The following is an 18,072-nucleotide window of genomic DNA, read 5'->3' as shown; positions in this document are numbered from 1 at the left end:
TTGTGTGAACACCCAAAATCCCTGTGGGAGCGAGCTTGCTCGCGATGGCGGCTGATCAGGCGACTCAAAACTTAACCCCAAATCCTTGAATACCACTATCGGCAGTTTTTGCCTTACTGCCACATGACGGACTCATTACAACCCTAGGATGGCCTTCATCTGCCAGATGAGGTCCGTCCATGAACAACTCGATCGCAACTGCCCTGACCAATCCCGGCGCCCCGATGAAGGTGCGCGGCGTACAGAAACGTTTCGGCGCTTTCACCGCGCTGGATAATGTTTCACTCGACGTGGCAGCCGGTGAGCTGGTGTGTCTGCTGGGTCCGTCGGGCTGTGGCAAGACCACCTTGCTGCGCTGCATCGCCGGCCTGGAAAAGCAGGACAGCGGCGAGTTGTACCTGGGTGAACGCGACGTTTCCCACCTGGCTCCCCAGGCGCGGGACTACGGCATTCTGTTCCAGTCCTACGCGTTGTTTCCCAATCTCACCGTCGAAGCGAACATTGCCTACGGCCTGGCCGGCAATGGTCGCGACCAGATTCGCCAGCGTGTCGGTCAGATGCTGGAACTGGTCGGCCTGAGCGGCAGCGAGAAAAAGTATCCCGGTCAGTTGTCCGGTGGCCAGCAGCAACGGGTTGCATTGGCTCGCGCGCTGGCCCCGGCACCTTCGCTGCTGCTACTCGACGAGCCGATGTCGGCCCTCGATGCCCGGGTGCGCGAGCATCTGTGCACCGAACTGCGCCAGCTGCAACGCAACCTCGGCATCACCACCCTGATGGTGACCCACAATCAGGACGAGGCCATGTTGATGGCCGACCGTATCGCCGTGATGAACAACGGCAAGGTCGAGCAGTACGCCACGCCGCAGGAAATCTACAACCGCCCGGCCACGCCGTTCGTGGCGGAGTTCGTCGGCCAGGGCAACTGGTTGCCGTTCCAGCGCAGCAGCGACAGCCACGCCCAGGTCGGCGGGATGAACATGCGCCTGGCCGAAGGCAGCGCCAAGACCGCCTCGGGCCGCTTGTTCTGCCGCCCCGAAGCGATCAACGTCAATCCGCTGGTGCACGAGGAAAACCTGTTCCCGGCCAAGGTTCGCGAGATCACCTTCCTCGGCAACCGCTGCCGCATGAGCTTCGAGCTCGATCATTTGCCGGGCCATGCGCTGTTGGCGGAACTGGCACCGGAAGCCATGCCGCGCCTTGGCGCCCGGCAGATCATGGTCGCCTTGCCGCCACGCAGCCTGCAGGTGTTTGCCTGATGAGCGCGAATATCGCGCTGCCGCTGCCACACAAGCAGGTTCGGCAGACTTCCCGTGCCGAGATCGGTGACCGGCTGTTCGTGATCGGCGGCAAAGTGCTTCTGCTGGTGCTGTTGGGCGTTGCCGTATTGATGCCGTTGCTGGCGATCTTCTGGCGTGGTTTCAGCGCTGAAGCCGGGCAGGGTGGTGGTTGGGTTGCAGCGAAAGAACTGGTGACCAGCGAGAACTTCCACTGGTTGCTCGGCAACAGTCTGAAGGTTTCCCTCAGCGTCGCGGCCATTGTCGTACCCCTGGCTTATCTGTTTGCCTACGCGCTGCAACGCACCCTGATTGCGGGTAAAGGCCTCTGGCGTGGCATTTCCCTGCTGCCATTGATGGCGCCGTCGATGCTGCCCGGTATTGCGCTGGTCTACCTGTTTGGCAACCAGGGCATGCTGCGTGGCCTGCTCTCGGACAACATCTACGGCTTCTGGGGCATTGTTCTGGGTGAGGTGATCTACACCTTCCCGCACGCCTTGATGATTCTTCTGTCGGCCTTGTCCCTGGCGGATGCACGATTGTTCGATGCGGCTTCAAGCATGGGCGCCAGTCCGGCGAAAGCGTTCCGCAGCATCACCTGGCCGGCGACCCGTCAGGCGGTTTTCGCTGCGTTCTGCCTGGTGTTCACCCTGACCATCACCGATTTCGGTGTTCCGGTGGTGGTCGGCGGCGACTATCAAGTGCTGGCGCTGGAAGCCTATAAAGCCGTGGTCGGCCAACAGCAATTCGGCCGCGGTGCCTTGATCGGCATGGTGTTGTTGCTGCCGGCGCTGTTCAGCTTTGGTGTCGATGCCTGGTTGCGTCGCCGTCACGGCGACTCCATGAGCGGTCGTGCCCAGGTGTTCAAGCCTGCGCCATCGAAACTGCGCGACGCTTGCTACCTGGCCATCGTCCTGTTGATCAGCGCTGCGCTGCTGCTGGTGTTCGGCATGGCGGTGTTCTCGTCCCTGGTGAAATTCTGGCCGTACAACCTGTCGCTGTCGCTCAACCACTATCAGTTCAATGAAACCGCCGGCGGTGGCTGGCTGGCCTACGGCAACAGCTTGAAGATGGCCTTGGGCACGGCATTGATCGGCAGCCTGCTGATTTTCACCGGCGCCTACCTGATGGAAAAAACCAGGGGCCAGCGCGGCCTGAACCTGACCTTGCGCATGCTCAGTTTCGTACCGATGGCGGTGCCGGGCCTGGTGCTGGGGTTGGGTTATGTCTTCTTCTTCAACCTCACTGGCAACCCGCTGCACATGCTGTACGGGACCATGACCCTACTGATCGTCTGCACCATTGCGCACTATTTGACCACCGCGCAAATGACCGCCACCAACGCATTGCGTCAACTCGATGCCGAGTTCGAAGCCGCCGCGCTGTCGCTCAAGGCGCCGCTGTACCGCCACTACCTGCGCGTCACCGTGCCGATTTGCCTGCCGGCTTTGCTGGACATCGTGCGCTACCTGTTCGTCTCGGCCATGACCACCGTCTCGGCGGCGATCTTCCTCTACAGCCCCGACACCATCCTCGCGGCGGTGGCGGTACTGAACATGGACGACGCCGGCAACGTCGGCGGCGCGGCGGCGATGTCGACCCTGATTCTGTTCACCTCGGCGGGCGTGTCCCTGCTGCTGGCCGGGGCTTCGCGCGGTTTGCTGCGCCGCTCCCAGGCCTGGCGGCAGACCGCGCCCGGTCACTGATTCACTCCCTCAACTCAAATACAGGAAAAGATCATGTTCAAGCCTATGGCCCTGGCCGCCGCTGTCCTCACCGCTTTCAGCCTGAACGCCTTTGCGGCGAAAACCGAGTTGACGGTGTACACCGCCCTCGAAGCTGAACAGCTGAAAACCTATAAAGAAGCCTTCGAAAAGGCCAACCCGGACGTCGAAATCAAATGGGTGCGCGATTCCACCGGCATCATCACGGCCAAGTTGCTCGCCGAAAAAGCCCGCCCGCAGGCTGACGCCGTGTGGGGCCTGGCGGCCTCCAGCCTGGCGATCCTCGATCAGCAAGGCATGCTGCAAAGCTATGCACCGAAGGACCTGGGCAAGATCGGCGCCAACTACCGTGACGCCGCCAACCCGCCAGCCTGGGTCGGCATGGATGTCTGGGCCGCGACCATTTGCTTCAACACCGTCGAAGCCGAAAAGCAGGGCCTGACCAAGCCCGTGAGCTGGCAAGACCTGACCAAGCCTGAGTACAAAGGCAAGATCGTCATGCCGAACCCGGCATCGTCCGGCACCGGCTTCCTTGACGTCAGCGCCTGGCTGCAAACCTTCGGCGAGAAGCAGGGCTGGGCCTACATGGACGGCCTGCACCAGAACATCGGCCAGTACGTTCACTCCGGCTCCAAGCCTTGCAAACTGGCGGCTGCGGGTGAATTCCCGATCGGTATTTCCTTCGAGTACCCGGCCGTTCAACTGAAACGCCAGGGTGCACCGCTGGACATCATCCTGCCGAAGGAAGGCCTGGGCTGGGAAATCGAAGCGACTGCCGTGATCAAGGGCACTGCCCACGAAGAAGCCGCGAAGAAACTGGCTGACTTCTCCGCCAGCCCTGAGGCGATGGAACTCTACAAAGAAAACTTCGCAGTGCTTGCCCAGCCTGGTATCGCCAAGCCGCAGACCGAACTGCCAGCCGACTACGAACAGCGCCTGATCAAGAACGACTTTGCCTGGGCCTCGAAGAACCGCGACGAGATCCTGACCGAATGGCGCAAGCGTTATGACGGCAAGTCCGAGAAAGTGGCGGCCAAGTAAGATCTTTATCGGCTGAAAGGGCCTCTTCGCGAGCAAGCCCGCTCCCACAGGGAAATGCATTCCAATGTGGGAGCGAGCCTGCTCGCGAAAGCGGTCTACCATTCACCACAAATCTCACTGATCGGGAGACTTCTGATGCACAGCCATGAACAAACCGTCGCCAAGGTCTTCGCCCTCTACGAACGCTTTGGCGACAGCGATTACATCGGCGAGCCGGTGTCGCAGATCGAGCACATGTCCCAGGCCGCCCAATGCGCGATGGCCGAAGGCTTCGACGACGAAGTCGTGCTGGCGGCGTTCTTCCACGATATCGGGCACATCTGCGCCGAGGGTGCCGAGAACATGGGCGGCTACGGCGTGGTCAGCCACGAACGGCTGGGCGCCGATTATTTGCGCAATGCCGGCTTCAGCGAACGCATGGCCCGGTTGGTGGAGTACCACGTCCAGGCCAAGCGTTATCTGACACTCAGGGAACCTGGGTACTACGAACGCCTGAGCGAAGCCAGTCGCCGGACCCTGGAATATCAGGGGGGTGTGATGACCGAAGCTGAAGCCGATGCCTTCGAGCAGGACCCGTTGTGCAAAGTCAGTTTGCGCATGCGCCAGTGGGATGAACAGGCCAAGGAGATGCATGTGCCGGTGACTGATCTGGAGGTGTTGAAGCGCAAAGCCATCAGAGTCTTGTCTCTCGAGGCCTGCTGAAACGCCCTACAAGCAAAAGAAACTGTTCGCGCAGAGAGTTCCGACGAGACGGGCTAGCTTGATCGGCCCTTCTTCAATGAGAAACTCCACCATGCGTTATTTGAAAGTGACTGCCCAGGACCGCAGCGCGAACGGCAAGGCCGACACCGTCCTCCTGCATTTTTTCGAGGAGAGTAGCGGGGCAGAGGACAGACTCATCCATAAGGCCTATGCGCTGGATATCACGGCTGATGGCAAGGTTGATTTCCAGGTCGGTGATGTAAACAACGATGGTAAGGAAAACACCAAGGACGAGCGGTTGCTCAAGTCGTTTGCCAACGCCTACTTGCAGCTCAAATGGTTCAACCGCGGCGAGACCTGGGATCGCTATCTGAAGATATTCACCGAAGATTTCGCCAACGACGGTTCTCCAGACACCGTGCGCCTGCACTTTCATGAAGGCGTCGGCAAACCGTCGGATCAAACTATCGTTTACACCGCCTCCGCCTATGACACCAACAACGACGGGAAGCTGGATTGGCTGATCCACTTCGATATGGATAACGACGGTGACCAGGATGCGGTAGATCAGCAGCGCGTCTCACAGCTCAGCACTGCGTATCTGCAATTCAACTGGCGCTGACGATCAACAAGTTCACAACTGCTGCGCCAACACCTCAACCTGCTCCTGCCGCTCCGCCTGATTCAACTTCGCATGCGGATTCAACGACGACCACTGCGGATGCGCCCGAGCCTTGTTCAAAGCCTCGGGCAGTTTGCCTTCGCGCCAACTCTTTTCCTGAGGCGTGGCCACCTGGATGCTGTCCATCGCCGCATGCCCACGGGCGTTCAGCGCTTGCAGCAATTGCCGCTGGCGCAGCGCCAACAGGCGCAGCACGTTGTCATCCACCGTCAGTTCGCGCTGGCCCTTGATCTTGCCCAGCAAGCGGCTGCCATAACTGCGTGCGGTTTGCAGGGCGCCACCTGCGATGGCGCCGGCCAGTGCGGCGGCGCCGAGCGTAATCCCGCCCACCAGCAAATCGACCCCGGCCCCGGCAGCGGCGCCTGCGGCAATTCCACCGCCGACGCGCACACCCAGTTGCTTGAGGGTTTCCGGGTTGAACAGGTCATCGCCCCAACGGCCATCGAGCAACGGCAAATCACTGGCCGCGGCATCCTGTGGGCGGAAGGCGTAGAGCTTGAGCAGGGCCTCGACGCAACGCTGCTCACGCTGGCGTACGGCTTTGCGCAATTCGCTGATCGCCTGTTGTTCCTGCTCGGCTTCACTGACCACGCTGCGCCGGCAAGCCGCGCAATCGATCAGCAATTCGGCAATCAACCGCTCCGCGCTTTGCTGGCGAGCGAGACGCTGGGCCTGCTGATCGGCGATCAGGCGTTCGAGTTGCGGCCGGGCCGTTTCCAGCAGCAGGGCGAGACTTTCATAGAGTCGGCGCTCGCCGTCTTCCGGCGGCGCGACACTGTCGAAACGCACCAGGGCATGCAAGCCCAGCCGCGCCAACGCTTCACGCCAGGCCGGTTCGCGGTGGTTGGCGCTGCTGACGAAATTCAGCACCGGCAGCAAGGGTTTGCCGCAACTGGCCAACACTTCCAGCTCGTCGCGATACTTGGCCAGCACCGGCTCACGGGCGTCTATCACATAAAGACCGGCATCCGACGCCAGCAACTGGCGCAGCACCTTGGCTTCCTGTTCGAAGCGTTGCCGGGCTTCGCTGCCCTCCAGGAAACGCGCCAGGCGTGCCGGACCGTCGAGGCGTTCACCCGGGCGTTCCAGGCGTTCGAGGTAATCGAGCAGGGCGATGGCGTCTTCCAGGCCAGGGGTGTCGTAGAGGTCGAGCAGTGGCTCGCCGTCCACCGAAAGACGGGCACCTTCGACGTGCCGCGTGGTGCTGGGGCGATGGGACACCTCACCGAAGCCGACGTCGCGGGTCAGGGTGCGCAACAACGAGGTTTTACCGACGTTGGTGTGACCGACCACGGCGAGTTTCAGAGGCTGCTTCCTGGTGTCAGTCATGACCCGTCTCCAGCCAGTTCATCGGTGCACAATCGGCAAACGGCAACTCAAGCTGTTGCAGCGCCATGTGCCAGTCGCCCAGGCGCTCGGCGTCCAGCGCTTCACCGGGCGGCGCCTGCAACAACCAAACGCGGGAGGCGCTGGCGCTGCGGGCCAGTTCGGCAATCAAGGCCAGGCTGCCGCGATCCGGCGAACGCCGTGGATCGCAGGCGATGGCCAGGCGTGCCGGGGGAAAGCGGCTCAGTTGTTCGAGGAGTTTGTGCCGCGACTCGCGACTGTCGAGGATGCCGGCGTTGCTCACGCTTTTCGGCAATGACGGTGGCCACGGGCGTTGGTCGTCCAGTTCGATGGCGACCAACAGTGCACCGTTGCTTTGCTGCTCGGTCACACCGCTTTCCACGCGATGCAGTTGCGCCGGTGCCGCATCGCTGACGCCGAGGCGCTCGCTGGTGGGCATCAAGCGTTCACGCAGTTGCGCGTAACCGGGCAGGTTCAAATCCAGGCGCAGCGCCGTTTGCCCTGTCTTCCAGCGCCACAGGCAAAACAGTGCGAGCAGCAGGCGCGGCAAAACACCGTAGACCAGCAGTACGCCCACCAGCCAGGCGGCCCAGGCCTGGCGGGCGCTTTCGATGTTCAGTGCGGCATCGCCACTGGCGCGGATCATCTCCACGGTCGGCACGCTGAAGCCAAGCAGGGCCGGCAACGCACCCAGCGCCTGAGTGACGGCGATAAAGGTGTCGGCACCGAGGATCGTGGTTTCCCAGACAAAGCCGTAGCGCCGGGTCGCCATCAACATCAGCAGGATCACCAGCGCGCTGAGCATCGCCAGCAACCACAGGCTGTTGACCAGCACACCGATGGCCCAGCGATTGAGTTTCTGCCGTTGCAGTAACAGGAGCAGGGCGGGGGCCAACTGCGCGGCTTTGGCGTCCCGTGCGAGTTTTTCACTGAGCCATAGCCACAGGCGTCCGAGGCTGGCGCCGTGTTCGCCGACAAACACTAATCCCAGGGCCCAACTCAGCAACAGGACCAGATTGAGCCCGAGCAAGCTGCCCAAGGCCCAGAACACATTCACCGGGTGCAGGCCATCACCCATTGCGGCCAATGCCAGGCCGGCGCCGCTGATCACGGCCAGCACGGCCATTACGATCAGCGCCAGCCGCGCGCCTTGCAACCAGTGTTTGAGGGCTGTAGTCAGGCCATCGCGTTCAGCCAGCCACAGGGCGCGGCGTTGAATGCGCGCCGGCAAATCGCCGCCGGCGCTGCGGGCCAGTCGGTTGGCTTCCAGGTCTTCCAGGGGGCCTGCGTGTTCTTCGCGCAGGCGGATGGTTTCTGTCAGCCAGAGGGTATTGAGTTCAGTCACGCGGCATCCCGTCGCTTAAATGAGCTGTGAGCATAACCGCTGTGGCGCTGGTCGGGGGGCACGTTGCGAGATGTTGAGCCTCTGGTATCCTCGCCAGCATGAAAAAAACTCTTACTCTAAGTCTGATCGCAGCTCTCGGTGAAAATCGAGTGATTGGCGTGAATAACAGCATGCCTTGGCACCTGCCGGGGGATTTCAAATACTTCAAAGAAACAACGCTTGGCAAGCCGATCATCATGGGGCGCAAGACTTGGGATTCCTTAGGTCGCCCGTTGCCGGGTCGTCTGAACATCGTTGTCAGCCGTCAAGCGGAACTGCAATTGGAAGGTGCGGAGGTTTATCCGTCGCTGGAAGCTGCGGTAGTTCGAGCTGAAGAGTGGGCTCGTGAGCAATGTGTCGATGAAGTTATGCTGATTGGTGGCGCGCAGTTGTATGCGCAAGGGTTGTCACATGCTGATCGACTGTATCTGACCAGTGTTGCGTTGAACCCAGAAGGGGATGCGTGGTTCCCAGAGTTCGAATCGAATCAATGGAAGCTGGTATGGGAGAAATTGAATCTGCCTGAAGGTGACAAGCCGGCGTACACATTTGAGGTTTGGGAAAAAGCCTAAAAGCATCGCGAGCAAGCTCGCTCCCACAGTGTTTTGAGGTGAATCACAAATTGTGTGAACACCACAGATCCCTGTGGGAGCGAGCTTGCTCGCGATAGCGGTCTGTCAGGCGCTACTCAAGCCTGCGCCAACGCCGAATGCTCATCCACATCCAGCAGCGCCTTATCGGTCTGCTGCATCACCTGACTGGTGATCGCCCCGGCCGTCATCGAACCACTCACGTTCAGCGCCGTACGCCCCATATCAATCAGCGGCTCGACCGAAATCAGCAACGCCACCAGTGACACCGGCAAGCCCATCGCCGGCAGTACGATCAGCGCGGCGAACGTCGCGCCGCCACCGACACCGGCCACACCGGCCGAGCTCAGCGTCACAATCGCCACCAGCGTCGCGATCCACAGCGGGTCCAGCGGGTTGATGCCCACGGTCGGCGCTACCATCACCGCCAACATCGCCGGGTACAGACCGGCACAGCCGTTCTGGCCAATGGTCGCGCCGAACGAAGCGGCGAAACTGGCGATGGACTGCGGGATGCCCAAGCGGCTGGTCTGCGCTTCGATGCTCAACGGAATCGTCGCTGCGCTGGAACGGCTGGTGAAGGCAAACGTCAGCACTGGCCAGATCTTGCGGAAGAACCGCAGCGGGTTGATCCCGGCGGCCGACACCAGCACGCCATGCACCACGAACATCAGGCCCAGGCCGATGTAGGACACCACCACGAAACTGCCGAGCTTGATGATGTCTTGCAGGTTGGAACCGGCGACCACTTTGGTCATCAGCGCCAACACGCCGTACGGGGTCAGCTTCATCACCAGGCGCACCAGACGCATCACCCAGGCTTGCAGGGTGTCGATGGCGTTGATCACTTTCTGACCTTTCTCGGCATCATCCTTGAGCAGTTGCAGCGCCGCGACACCCAGGAACGCAGCGAAAATCACCACGCTGATGATCGACGTCGGCTTGGCCCGCGCCAGGTCGGCGAAGGGGTTTTGCGGAATGAACGACAGCAGCAGCTGCGGCACATTCAGGTCGGCGACCTTGCCGGCGTAATCGGTCTGGATGGTTTGCAGGCGCGCCATTTCCTGGGTACCGGCCACCAGGCCTTCGGCGGTCAGGCCGAACAGGTTGGTCAGGCCGATGCCGATCAGCGCCGCAATGGCCGTGGTGAACAGCAGCGTGCCGATGGTCAGGAAGCTGATCTTGCCCAACGACGAGGCGTTGTGCAGACGGGCCACGGCACTGAGGATCGAGGCGAACACCAGCGGGATCACGATCATTTGCAGCAACTGCACATAGCCGTTACCTACCAGATCGAACCAGCCGATCGAGGCTTTCAGTACCGGGTTGCCGGCACCGTAGACAGTGTGCAACGCCACACCGAACGCCACGCCCAGCACCAGCGCGAGCAGGACTTTTTTCGCCAGGCTCCATGTCGTGTGGCGGGTTTGCGCCAGGCCGAAGAGCAGGGCGAGGAACACCAGCAGATTGAGGATCAGCGGCAGATTCATGAAGACTCCGATAAGACTTGTGCCGGTTGCACCCTTGGGCAACCGCGAACCGGCAAGCCTAACAGCTTGAAAAATAATGAATTAATATCAAAAACGTATGATATCCGTCGCTTTTGGAATAAGCGGATGTCGCTGTCAGAAATGCAACTGGCGCGAAAGGGACGTGGGCGGTCGCTGACAGACGAGGACTGTCACACTTATTTGTTAGCGTCGATCTCTTTCACATTCAGGGAGAAACGCCAATGAAGTTCGCACCGAAATTACTGGCTGCAGCACTTTGCCTGGGCCTTGCCGGCCAGGTTTTCGCAACGGATCTGAAACACTGGCCCGCCGATCAGGCCAAGGCACTGGACGCGATGATCGCCGCCAACGCCAACAAGGGTAACTACGCGGTGTTCGACATGGACAACACCAGTTACCGCTACGACCTCGAAGAGTCGTTGCTGCCGTTCATGGAGAACAAGGGCCTGATCACCCGCGACAAGCTCGATCCCTCCCTGAAACTGATGCCGTTCAAGGACACCGCCGACCACAAGGAAAGCCTGTTCAGCTACTACTACCGCCTCTGCGAACTCGACGACATGGTTTGCTATCCATGGGTCGCCCAGGTCTTCTCCGGCTTTACCCTCAAGGAACTCAAGGGCTACGTCGACGAGATGATGGCGTCCGGCAAGCCGGTGCCGGCGACTTATTACGAAGGCGACGTGGTCAAGAAGCTCGACGTCAACCCGCCGAAAATCTTCACCGGCCAGCAAGAGCTGTACAACAAACTGATGGAGAACGGCATCGAGGTCTACGTGATGACCGCCGCCTCCGAAGAACTGGTGCGCATGGTCGCGGCCGATCCGAAGTACGGCTACAACGTCAAACCGCAGAACGTGATCGGCGTGTCGTTGCTGCTCAAGGACCCGAAGACGGGCGAACTGACCACCGCGCGCAAGCAGATCACTGACGGCAAATATGACGAAAAGGCCAACCTCGGCCTCGAGCTGACCCCGTACCTGTGGACCCCGGCGACCTGGATGGCCGGCAAGCAGGCGGCGATCCTGACCTACATCGATCAGTGGAAAAAACCGGTACTGGTGGGCGGCGATACCCCGAGCAGCGACGGCTACATGCTGTTCCACAGCGTTGACGTGGCCAAGGGCGGCATCCACCTGTGGGTCAACCGCAAGGACAAGTACATGACCCAGATCCAGGGCATGATGGCCAAGAACGCCGCGGCCCAGGCCAAGGAAGGGTTGACGGTGACTGCCGACAAGAACTGGGTGGTCGTGAAGCCTGAAGAGATTCAATAAGACCGAGTCGCCTCCATCGCGAGCAAGCTCGCTCCCACAAAGATCTCGGGTGAAACACAGACTGTGTGAACACCGTAGATCCCCTGTGGGAGCGAGCTTGCTCGCGATGAGGCCAGTCGGTGCAATGAAAGACTCCGCTTGAACGACATCTCCTGACAGTCGCAACCTACGCATTCTTGCGTAAGGGACTACGACTACGCCAGAATCCGCCGGCTTGTGCGCCTGTTTGGCGGGTTCTATCTTCTGCGCGTCGCTGCCCATCAGCGATCGGGTTTGGTAGCCCGGATTATCCAGGCGCATGACAACACCTTTGGCAGGTTTTTTCGTCTCTGCTTTTATGGTGGTCATGCGTAGGGCGCTTTCGAGCGCGCCGGCTCCCTGGACCGGTCTACCAACCTGCGTATGGCTGCCACCTTTCGTTTGGTAGCGAAGGTGATGGCTCTCTGCCTCCAGGAGATTCATCAATGCTAAAAATTACTCCCGATCCACCAAACTCCGACAACCTGTCCGCCCACATCAACGCCACCCCGCGCAAACCCAGCCAAACATTCGTCATCGCACCGGGCCTCGACACCGAAACCCTGTTGGCCCACGCCTGCGAATCCCTCGCCTCGGCCAATGTCATGGCCAGCGATTTCGCCGGACTGCTGGAAGGCTCGCAGCGCAGCACGATGCTGGGGATCGCGCAGGTCATCATGCTGGGCGAACTGGCGGTGAACCAGGCGTTGGATAACCTCGACCCGCAGGAATAATGGGAACGCTGTTAACTGTAGGAGCGAGCTTGCTCGCGATGGTCGTTAACGATGACGCGTTCTTTCTGGTTTAACGTGTCGTCCTTGCTTCCATCGCGAGCAAGCTCGCTCCTACAACGGATCCGTGCAAACAAAAATGCCCCGCACTTGGCGGGGCATTTTTATGTTCGACGCTTGAGGCTTACAGCCCGTCAAGCATCGCCTTGTTACGCACAGCACCCTTGTCGGCACTGGTGGCCAGCAGGGCGTAGGCTTTCAGGGCGGTGGTCACTTTACGTGGACGCACCTCAACCGGTTTCCAGCCTTTCTTGTCCTGCTCGACCCGGCGCGCGGCCAGTTCTTCGTCGCTGACCAACAGGTTGATCGAGCGGTTCGGAATGTCGATCAGCACTTTGTCGCCGTCCTGCACCAGGCCGATTGCGCCGCCGGCAGCCGCTTCAGGCGAAGCGTGGCCGATGGACAGGCCCGAGGTACCGCCGGAGAAACGGCCGTCGGTGAGCAGGGCGCAGGCTTTGCCCAGGCCTTTGGATTTCAGGTACGAAGTCGGGTAGAGCATTTCCTGCATGCCCGGGCCGCCTTTCGGGCCTTCGTAGCGAATGATGACGATGTCGCCTTCCTTCACTTCGTCGGCGAGGATGCCGCGTACGGCGCTGTCCTGGCTTTCGAAGATCTTCGCATTGCCTTCGAAGACGTGGATCGACTCGTCGACGCCAGCGGTTTTCACCACGCAGCCGTCCAGGGCGATGTTGCCGTAGAGCACGGCCAGGCCGCCTTCTTTCGAGTAAGCGTGCTCGACACTGCGGATGCAGCCGTTTTCACGGTCGTCGTCCAGGGTTTCCCAACGGGTCGACTGGCTGAACGCGGTTTGCGTCGGGATGCCCGCCGGACCGGCCTTGAAGAAGTGGTGCACGGCTTCGTCGTTGGTCTGGGTGATGTCCCACTTGGCGATGGCTTCTTCCATGCTGCGGCTGTGCACGGTCGGCAGCTGGGTGTGCAGCAGGCCGCCACGGGCCAGCGAACCGAGGATGCTGAAGATACCGCCAGCGCGGTGCACGTCTTCCATGTGGTACTTCTGGATGTTCGGCGCGACCTTGCACAGTTGCGGCACGTGACGGGACAGACGGTCGATGTCGCGCAGGTCGAAATCGATCTCGGCTTCCTGGGCAGCGGCCAGCAAGTGCAGGATGGTGTTGGTGGAACCGCCCATGGCGATGTCCAGGGTCATGGCGTTTTCGAACGCCTGGAAGTTGGCGATGTTGCGCGGCAACACCGACTCGTCGTTCTCGCCGTAGTAACGCTTGCACAGCTCGACGATGGTGCGGCCGGCCTGCAGGAACAGCTGCTCGCGGTCGCTGTGGGTGGCCAGGGTCGAACCGTTGCCCGGCAAGGCCAGGCCCAGCGCTTCAACCAGGCAGTTCATCGAGTTGGCGGTGAACATGCCGGAGCACGAACCACAGGTCGGGCAGGCGCTGCGCTCGTACTCAGCGACTTTCTCGTCAGAAGCGCTGGAGTCGGCGGCGATCACCATGGCGTCGACCAGGTCGAGGCCGTGGGAGGCGAGTTTGGTCTTGCCGGCTTCCATCGGGCCGCCGGAGACGAAGATCACCGGGATGTTCAGGCGCAGGGACGCCATCAGCATGCCGGGGGTGATCTTGTCGCAGTTGGATATGCACACGATCGCGTCGGCGCAGTGGGCGTTGACCATGTACTCGACGGAGTCGGCGATGATCTCGCGGCTCGGCAGCGAATACAGCATGCCGTCGTGGCCCATGGCGATGCCGTCATCGACAGCGATGGTGTTGAATTCCTTGGCCACGCCGCCAGCGCGTTCGATCTCGCGGGCGACCAGTTGCCCCAGGTCCTTGAGGTGCACGTGGCCCGGTACGAACTGGGTGAACGAGTTGGCAATGGCGATGATCGGCTTCTTGAAGTCGTCATCTTTCATCCCCGTGGCGCGCCACAGTGCGCGGGCGCCGGCCATGTTGCGGCCGTGGGTGGATGTTTTCGAGCGGTAATCAGGCATGAAGCACTCCGGGCGGCTAATCAGGTATCAAAAGGGAAGTGAGCTTCTATTGACGTCTGGAACACTCAGAAATGGCCGCGTGTCCGGAAGTTGCCGATAACTTTGCGGGATCGCCGCGCGCTTCAGCTTGAGCTCATAAACCCGCCGGGGATGACTGGCGATGAATGTTCGCGATTCTACACGGCTGGCGGCTGGAGGGAATGCCTGCAAACCTGGAGGTAGCATTCACAAGACGTGCGGGCGCGTTTTCTGTAGGAGCGAGCCTGCTCGCGATAAACCTGAGAGCGCCCCGGGGTGCCGGGTTTCCCGCGTTATCGTTGACGACCATCGCGAGCAGGCTCGCTCCTACAGTGATTTGTGCATCAGAGCCAGATGGCGTCCCAGAGTGGGTAGCCGCCGATATGGTCGACGAGGCCTGCGCGTAGGGGGTTGGCAATGATGTATCGGGCGATGGCTTTCAGATCTTCCTCGCGACGCAGGGCTCGGTCGAAGTAGCCCTTTTGCCATACAGGAGCATGTAGGTCCCGTTGCTGATTGATGAGGCGTGTGCAGCGAGATTTGGTGGCTTGCACCAGTTTCGGTAAATCACCGTTGTGCAATTCAATCAGCCAGTGGAAGTGATCCGGCATGACTACCCAGGCTATAGACGTGGCATAGCCGGCTTCCTGAGCTCTTCTGAACTCGTGCACCAAAAAGCGGCCAGTGCGCCAATCCTGGAAGAATGGTTGTCGTTCGTGGGTGACAGCGGTCAGGTGATAGATGCGACCGGATTGCGAGTGCCGACTTGTGCGTAATCGATGGGCTTTCGGCGTGTTGGACATTCCGTTGTCCTCTTCGGTGATGGGAAGAGAAAACGGTAGGCGTGGTGTGGGAGGTTGTCGCTTCGGCAGTGGATCAGGATGTGTCCTGCACCTGTAGGAGCGAGCTAGCTCGCGATGAAATCAAAGACACCGCGGGGTATCAGGTTCCCCGCGTTATCGTTGACGTCCATCGCGAGCTAGCTCGCTCCTACAGTCAGTGCCCTATCCTGGCATTCGTCAGCAACCCCCAAAGGCTGAAGGCGATGAAGCCAACAGCAATGGTCATCAGCAAATTGTGCCCGGTTTGTGCGAGCGCAGCGCTGCTGACCGCGGCGGTGACGAACATAATGCTATTGCCTGCAGATGCTGCCGTTCCGGCGCTGCTTGAGAACAGCAACATTGCTGCGGAAATTGCGGCAGGTCGCACAAGGGTGACTGCCAGAGCACTGATCAGCATCGGTATGAGCAGAGTGATAGTTGTCATCAATTCATAATTGACGATCAATGCTAACAACACACCGGCGGCACCCAGCAATCCGAGCCCGATGTTGATTTGCAGCGTGAGGGAGATGTGTTTCTGCACGGTGCTGGCAACTACTCCACCAAGGAAATAAGCCAACCCATACACCATAAGCACCAGCGCGTACTGGTATTCGGATAACTTGAACTCATCCATGAAAATCAGCGGCGTCACGCTGATCAATGCGAAATAACAGGCAAACACTAACGCGGCAATCCACCAGTAGCGGATGAAGTCTCGATTTCCAACAATGGATCTCAGCGTGCGTAGAACGGAAACCGGTGTTCTTTGATGGCTGACTGCTTTGGATGGCAGTATCACTTGGGTATGGATATACATGCCGAGCGCCATGAGCGCAAAACCATAAAAACTTCCCTGCCAATCGAACGTGGTTTGCAACCATGATCCCAATAACGGCGACAGTGCAACAAAGGAGCCGCTCAGTGTCATGTAATAAATTCGCACTCGGGCGCGATCCTGTTCTTCGAACAAGTCCTCCACCAGTGCATGACCCAGCACAAAGAAACCACACCCGATTGCCTGGATGACGCGAAACAACAGGAAGCTCAGGTAGTCCGTAGCCAGCACGCACCCTATCGAGCCGAGCGTAGAAACAACGATGCACCCAAGAAGAACTTCCTTGCGGCCCCACTTATCCGAGAGCGGGCCAGTTATTAATTGAGAAATCGCAAAAACCAGCGTGAACAGGCTGGTGGATAGGGCGATTTCTGCGGTTGAAGTATTGAACTCCCCGGCCAAGGCAGGAAAAGAAGGCAGGAGGATATTCAGCGGGAAAAAACTGATCAACGAGATATTGGTAATGAGGATAAAGCGGGAGGCCCGTTTGCGTTTCAGGTCGCTACTTAGAGCTGGGTAAGAGGACTCAGACATTATTTTTGTTTTCCGGAGTGATCAAGCGTTCGTGCTTGAAACCAGAAACCGATACTAGTCTGGGACGCAGGGAGTTCAATCAAAAGCGCTGTAGGAGGCTTCCTGTTTTGATGCCGGGAACCTCTGTAGGAGCGAGCCTGCTCGCGATGGACCCGAGAACACCGCGGGGCGCCAGGCTTCCCGCGTTATCGTTGACGTCCATCGCGAGCAAGCTCGCTCCTACATTGGTTTGCGTTTTAGCTGTTAGGCAACAAACGGCAGGTAATGCTCTTGATGTAACGGGTTTCCGCAATCGCCGGATGCACCGGATGATCCGGCCCCTGGCCGCCGCGTTCCAGCATCTGGATATTGCGGTCCAGGTGGCGGGCACTGGTCAGCAGGATGTTCTGCAGGTCGTCTTCCGGCAGGTGCATCGAGCACGATGCGCTGACCAGGATGCCGTCCTTGGTGAGCAGGCGCATGGCTTGCTCGTTCAGGCGGCGGTAGGCGCCTTCGCCGTTTTTCATGTCTTTCTTGCGTTTGATGAACGCTGGCGGGTCGGCCACGATCACGTCGAAGCGTTCTTCGCTGGCTTTCAGTTCTTTGAGGGCTTCGAACACGTCGCCTTCGATGCAGGTCATTTTCTCGGCGAAGCCGTTCAGCGCGGCGTTGCGCTCGACGCCGTCAAGGGCGAAGGCCGAGGCGTCGACGCAGAACACTTCGCTGGCGCCGAACGCGGCAGCCTGCACGCCCCAGCCGCCGATGTAGCTGTACAGGTCCAGCACGCGTTTGCCTTTGGCGTACGGCGCCAGGCGTGCGCGGTTCATGCGGTGGTCGTAGAACCAGCCGGTTTTCTGGCCCTGGATGACCGGTGCTTCGAATTTCACGCCGTTTTCTTCCAGTGCGACCCACTCCGGCACCAGGCCGAACACGGTTTCGACGTAGCGGGTGAGGCCTTCGGCGTCACGGGCGGCGGAGTCGTTCTTGAACAGGATGCCGCTTGGCTTGAGCACTTGGGTCAGCGCCGCGATCACGTCGTCTTTATGGGCTTCCATGGTCGCCGAGGCGATCTGCACCACCAGGATGTCGCCGAAACGGTCGACCACCAGGCCTGGCAGCAGGTCGGAGTCGCCGTAGACCAGGCGATAGAACGGCTTGTCGAACAGGCGCTCCCGCAGGGACAGCGCCACGTTCAGGCGATGCACCAGCAGCGATTTGTCCAGCGGCAGCTTGATGTCGCGCGACAGCACACGGGCGCAGATCAGGTTGTTCGGGCTCATGGCAACGATGCCCAGCGGCTTGCCGCCGGCGGCTTCGAGGATCGCCTGGTCGCCGGCCTTGAAACCGTGCAATGGCGTAGCGGCTACATCGATTTCGTTGCTGTAGACCCACAAGTGACCGTTGCGCAGACGACGGTCGGCGTTGGCTTTGAGGCGCAGGCTAGGCAGGGACATGTCGTCGCTCCGGAAAAAAGAGCGGGAGTATAGCGTGTTGAGACCCCGGATTGGCCTGCAAGTGGACATGTGGCGAGGGTTGTCTTGCGATTTGGTATGTCGGATCCAACTTCATAAAGGT

The 18,072-nt window shown here is 60.2% G+C and carries 15 protein-coding genes; 8 read left to right on the top strand and 7 right to left on the bottom strand.

Translation table 11 applies throughout. The features are described from left to right. The first annotated feature begins 179 nt into the window (after positions 1–179). From PPUTUW4_RS26210 to PPUTUW4_RS26190, 5 genes are all read left to right on the top strand, one after another. Positions 180–1,256: a putative 2-aminoethylphosphonate ABC transporter ATP-binding protein gene (locus PPUTUW4_RS26210; protein ID WP_015097242.1), complete on the top strand. Its 1,077-nt coding sequence runs from the start codon at positions 180–182 to the stop codon at positions 1,254–1,256. Beyond that, positions 1,256–2,980, top strand: a complete 1,725-nt coding sequence (locus PPUTUW4_RS26205) for a putative 2-aminoethylphosphonate ABC transporter permease subunit (protein ID WP_015097241.1) — start codon at positions 1,256–1,258, stop codon at positions 2,978–2,980. The genes PPUTUW4_RS26210 and PPUTUW4_RS26205 overlap by 1 nt, the downstream gene beginning before the upstream one ends. Positions 2,981–3,013: 33 nt before the next feature. Then, the gene (locus PPUTUW4_RS26200; protein ID WP_015097240.1) at positions 3,014–4,039 is read left to right on the top strand and encodes a putative 2-aminoethylphosphonate ABC transporter substrate-binding protein; all 1,026 of its coding nucleotides are present in this window, start codon (positions 3,014–3,016) and stop codon (positions 4,037–4,039) included. Positions 4,040–4,174: 135 nt separating this feature from the next. Then, entirely contained in the window at positions 4,175–4,741 is a 567-nt protein-coding gene (locus PPUTUW4_RS26195) for a phosphonate degradation HD-domain oxygenase (protein WP_015097239.1), read from the top strand. A gap of 91 nt (positions 4,742–4,832) precedes the next feature. After that, positions 4,833–5,363, top strand: coding sequence for a hypothetical protein (locus PPUTUW4_RS26190; RefSeq protein ID WP_015097238.1), 531 nt, complete (start codon positions 4,833–4,835; stop codon positions 5,361–5,363). Between the two features lie 12 nt (positions 5,364–5,375). Here PPUTUW4_RS26190 and PPUTUW4_RS26185 read toward each other — a convergent pair whose 3' ends face one another. Next, a complete protein-coding gene (locus PPUTUW4_RS26185) occupies positions 5,376–6,752 on the bottom strand; it encodes a GTPase/DUF3482 domain-containing protein (RefSeq protein ID WP_015097237.1) in 1,377 nt (458 codons plus the stop codon). After that, positions 6,745–8,115 carry a DUF2868 domain-containing protein gene (locus PPUTUW4_RS26180; protein ID WP_015097236.1) on the bottom strand — a complete coding sequence of 457 codons (1,371 nt, stop codon included), beginning with the start codon at positions 8,113–8,115 and terminating at the stop codon, positions 6,745–6,747. The genes PPUTUW4_RS26185 and PPUTUW4_RS26180 overlap by 8 nt, the downstream gene beginning before the upstream one ends. Positions 8,116–8,213: 98 nt before the next feature. Here PPUTUW4_RS26180 and PPUTUW4_RS26175 point away from each other — a divergent pair, with 98 nt between their 5' ends. Next, entirely contained in the window at positions 8,214–8,726 is a 513-nt protein-coding gene (locus PPUTUW4_RS26175; RefSeq protein ID WP_015097235.1) for a dihydrofolate reductase, read from the top strand. Between the two features lie 116 nt (positions 8,727–8,842). Here PPUTUW4_RS26175 and PPUTUW4_RS26170 read toward each other — a convergent pair whose 3' ends face one another. Further along, positions 8,843–10,234 carry an L-cystine transporter gene (locus PPUTUW4_RS26170; protein ID WP_015097234.1) on the bottom strand — a complete coding sequence of 464 codons (1,392 nt, stop codon included), beginning with the start codon at positions 10,232–10,234 and terminating at the stop codon, positions 8,843–8,845. A gap of 242 nt (positions 10,235–10,476) precedes the next feature. Between PPUTUW4_RS26170 and PPUTUW4_RS26165 the strand changes: the two genes are divergently transcribed. Next, complete coding sequence (locus PPUTUW4_RS26165) at positions 10,477–11,532, top strand: haloacid dehalogenase-like hydrolase (RefSeq protein ID WP_015097233.1); 1,056 nt, start codon at positions 10,477–10,479, stop codon at positions 11,530–11,532. Positions 11,533–11,996: 464 nt separating this feature from the next. Beyond that, positions 11,997–12,284 (top strand): DUF6124 family protein, encoded by a 288-nt coding sequence (locus tag PPUTUW4_RS26160; RefSeq protein ID WP_015097232.1) that lies wholly within the window; start codon positions 11,997–11,999, stop codon positions 12,282–12,284. Between the two features lie 181 nt (positions 12,285–12,465). Here PPUTUW4_RS26160 and ilvD read toward each other — a convergent pair whose 3' ends face one another. From ilvD to PPUTUW4_RS26140, 4 genes are all read right to left on the bottom strand, one after another. Further along, the gene (gene ilvD, locus PPUTUW4_RS26155; RefSeq protein WP_007976450.1) at positions 12,466–14,307 is read right to left on the bottom strand and encodes a dihydroxy-acid dehydratase; all 1,842 of its coding nucleotides are present in this window, start codon (positions 14,305–14,307) and stop codon (positions 12,466–12,468) included. Positions 14,308–14,669: 362 nt separating this feature from the next. Next, positions 14,670–15,128, bottom strand: a complete 459-nt coding sequence (locus tag PPUTUW4_RS26150; protein ID WP_015097231.1) for a transposase — start codon at positions 15,126–15,128, stop codon at positions 14,670–14,672. Between the two features lie 193 nt (positions 15,129–15,321). After that, complete coding sequence (locus tag PPUTUW4_RS26145) at positions 15,322–16,518, bottom strand: MFS transporter (RefSeq protein ID WP_015097230.1); 1,197 nt, start codon at positions 16,516–16,518, stop codon at positions 15,322–15,324. A 236-nt stretch (positions 16,519–16,754) separates the two neighbouring features. Next, entirely contained in the window at positions 16,755–17,951 is a 1,197-nt protein-coding gene (locus PPUTUW4_RS26140; protein WP_007978942.1) for a class I SAM-dependent rRNA methyltransferase, read from the bottom strand. Positions 17,952–18,072 lie beyond the last annotated feature (121 nt).

It is taken from the genome of Pseudomonas sp. UW4 (assembly GCF_000316175.1).
GTDB classification, from domain to species: domain Bacteria; phylum Pseudomonadota; class Gammaproteobacteria; order Pseudomonadales; family Pseudomonadaceae; genus Aquipseudomonas; species Aquipseudomonas laurylsulfatiphila.
This window is presented reverse-complemented; position numbering and strand designations above follow the sequence as displayed.

Excerpts from the sequence above, each read along its gene's own strand:
- PPUTUW4_RS26210 (WP_015097242.1), top strand. The coding sequence starts at position 180 with ATGAACAACTCGATCGCAACTGCCCTGACCAATCCCGGCGCCCCGATG.
- PPUTUW4_RS26205 (WP_015097241.1), top strand. The coding sequence starts at position 1,256 with ATGAGCGCGAATATCGCGCTGCCGCTGCCACACAAGCAGGTTCGGCAG.
- PPUTUW4_RS26200 (WP_015097240.1), top strand. The coding sequence starts at position 3,014 with ATGTTCAAGCCTATGGCCCTGGCCGCCGCTGTCCTCACCGCTTTCAGC.
- PPUTUW4_RS26195 (WP_015097239.1), top strand. The coding sequence starts at position 4,175 with ATGCACAGCCATGAACAAACCGTCGCCAAGGTCTTCGCCCTCTACGAA.
- PPUTUW4_RS26190 (WP_015097238.1), top strand. The coding sequence starts at position 4,833 with ATGCGTTATTTGAAAGTGACTGCCCAGGACCGCAGCGCGAACGGCAAG.
- PPUTUW4_RS26185 (WP_015097237.1), bottom strand. The coding sequence starts at position 6,752 with ATGACTGACACCAGGAAGCAGCCTCTGAAACTCGCCGTGGTCGGTCAC.
- PPUTUW4_RS26175 (WP_015097235.1), top strand. The coding sequence starts at position 8,214 with ATGAAAAAAACTCTTACTCTAAGTCTGATCGCAGCTCTCGGTGAAAAT.
- PPUTUW4_RS26170 (WP_015097234.1), bottom strand. The coding sequence starts at position 10,234 with ATGAATCTGCCGCTGATCCTCAATCTGCTGGTGTTCCTCGCCCTGCTC.
- PPUTUW4_RS26165 (WP_015097233.1), top strand. The coding sequence starts at position 10,477 with ATGAAGTTCGCACCGAAATTACTGGCTGCAGCACTTTGCCTGGGCCTT.
- PPUTUW4_RS26160 (WP_015097232.1), top strand. The coding sequence starts at position 11,997 with ATGCTAAAAATTACTCCCGATCCACCAAACTCCGACAACCTGTCCGCC.
- ilvD (WP_007976450.1), bottom strand. The coding sequence starts at position 14,307 with ATGCCTGATTACCGCTCGAAAACATCCACCCACGGCCGCAACATGGCC.
- PPUTUW4_RS26150 (WP_015097231.1), bottom strand. The coding sequence starts at position 15,128 with ATGTCCAACACGCCGAAAGCCCATCGATTACGCACAAGTCGGCACTCG.
- PPUTUW4_RS26145 (WP_015097230.1), bottom strand. The coding sequence starts at position 16,518 with ATGTCTGAGTCCTCTTACCCAGCTCTAAGTAGCGACCTGAAACGCAAA.
- PPUTUW4_RS26140 (WP_007978942.1), bottom strand. The coding sequence starts at position 17,951 with ATGTCCCTGCCTAGCCTGCGCCTCAAAGCCAACGCCGACCGTCGTCTG.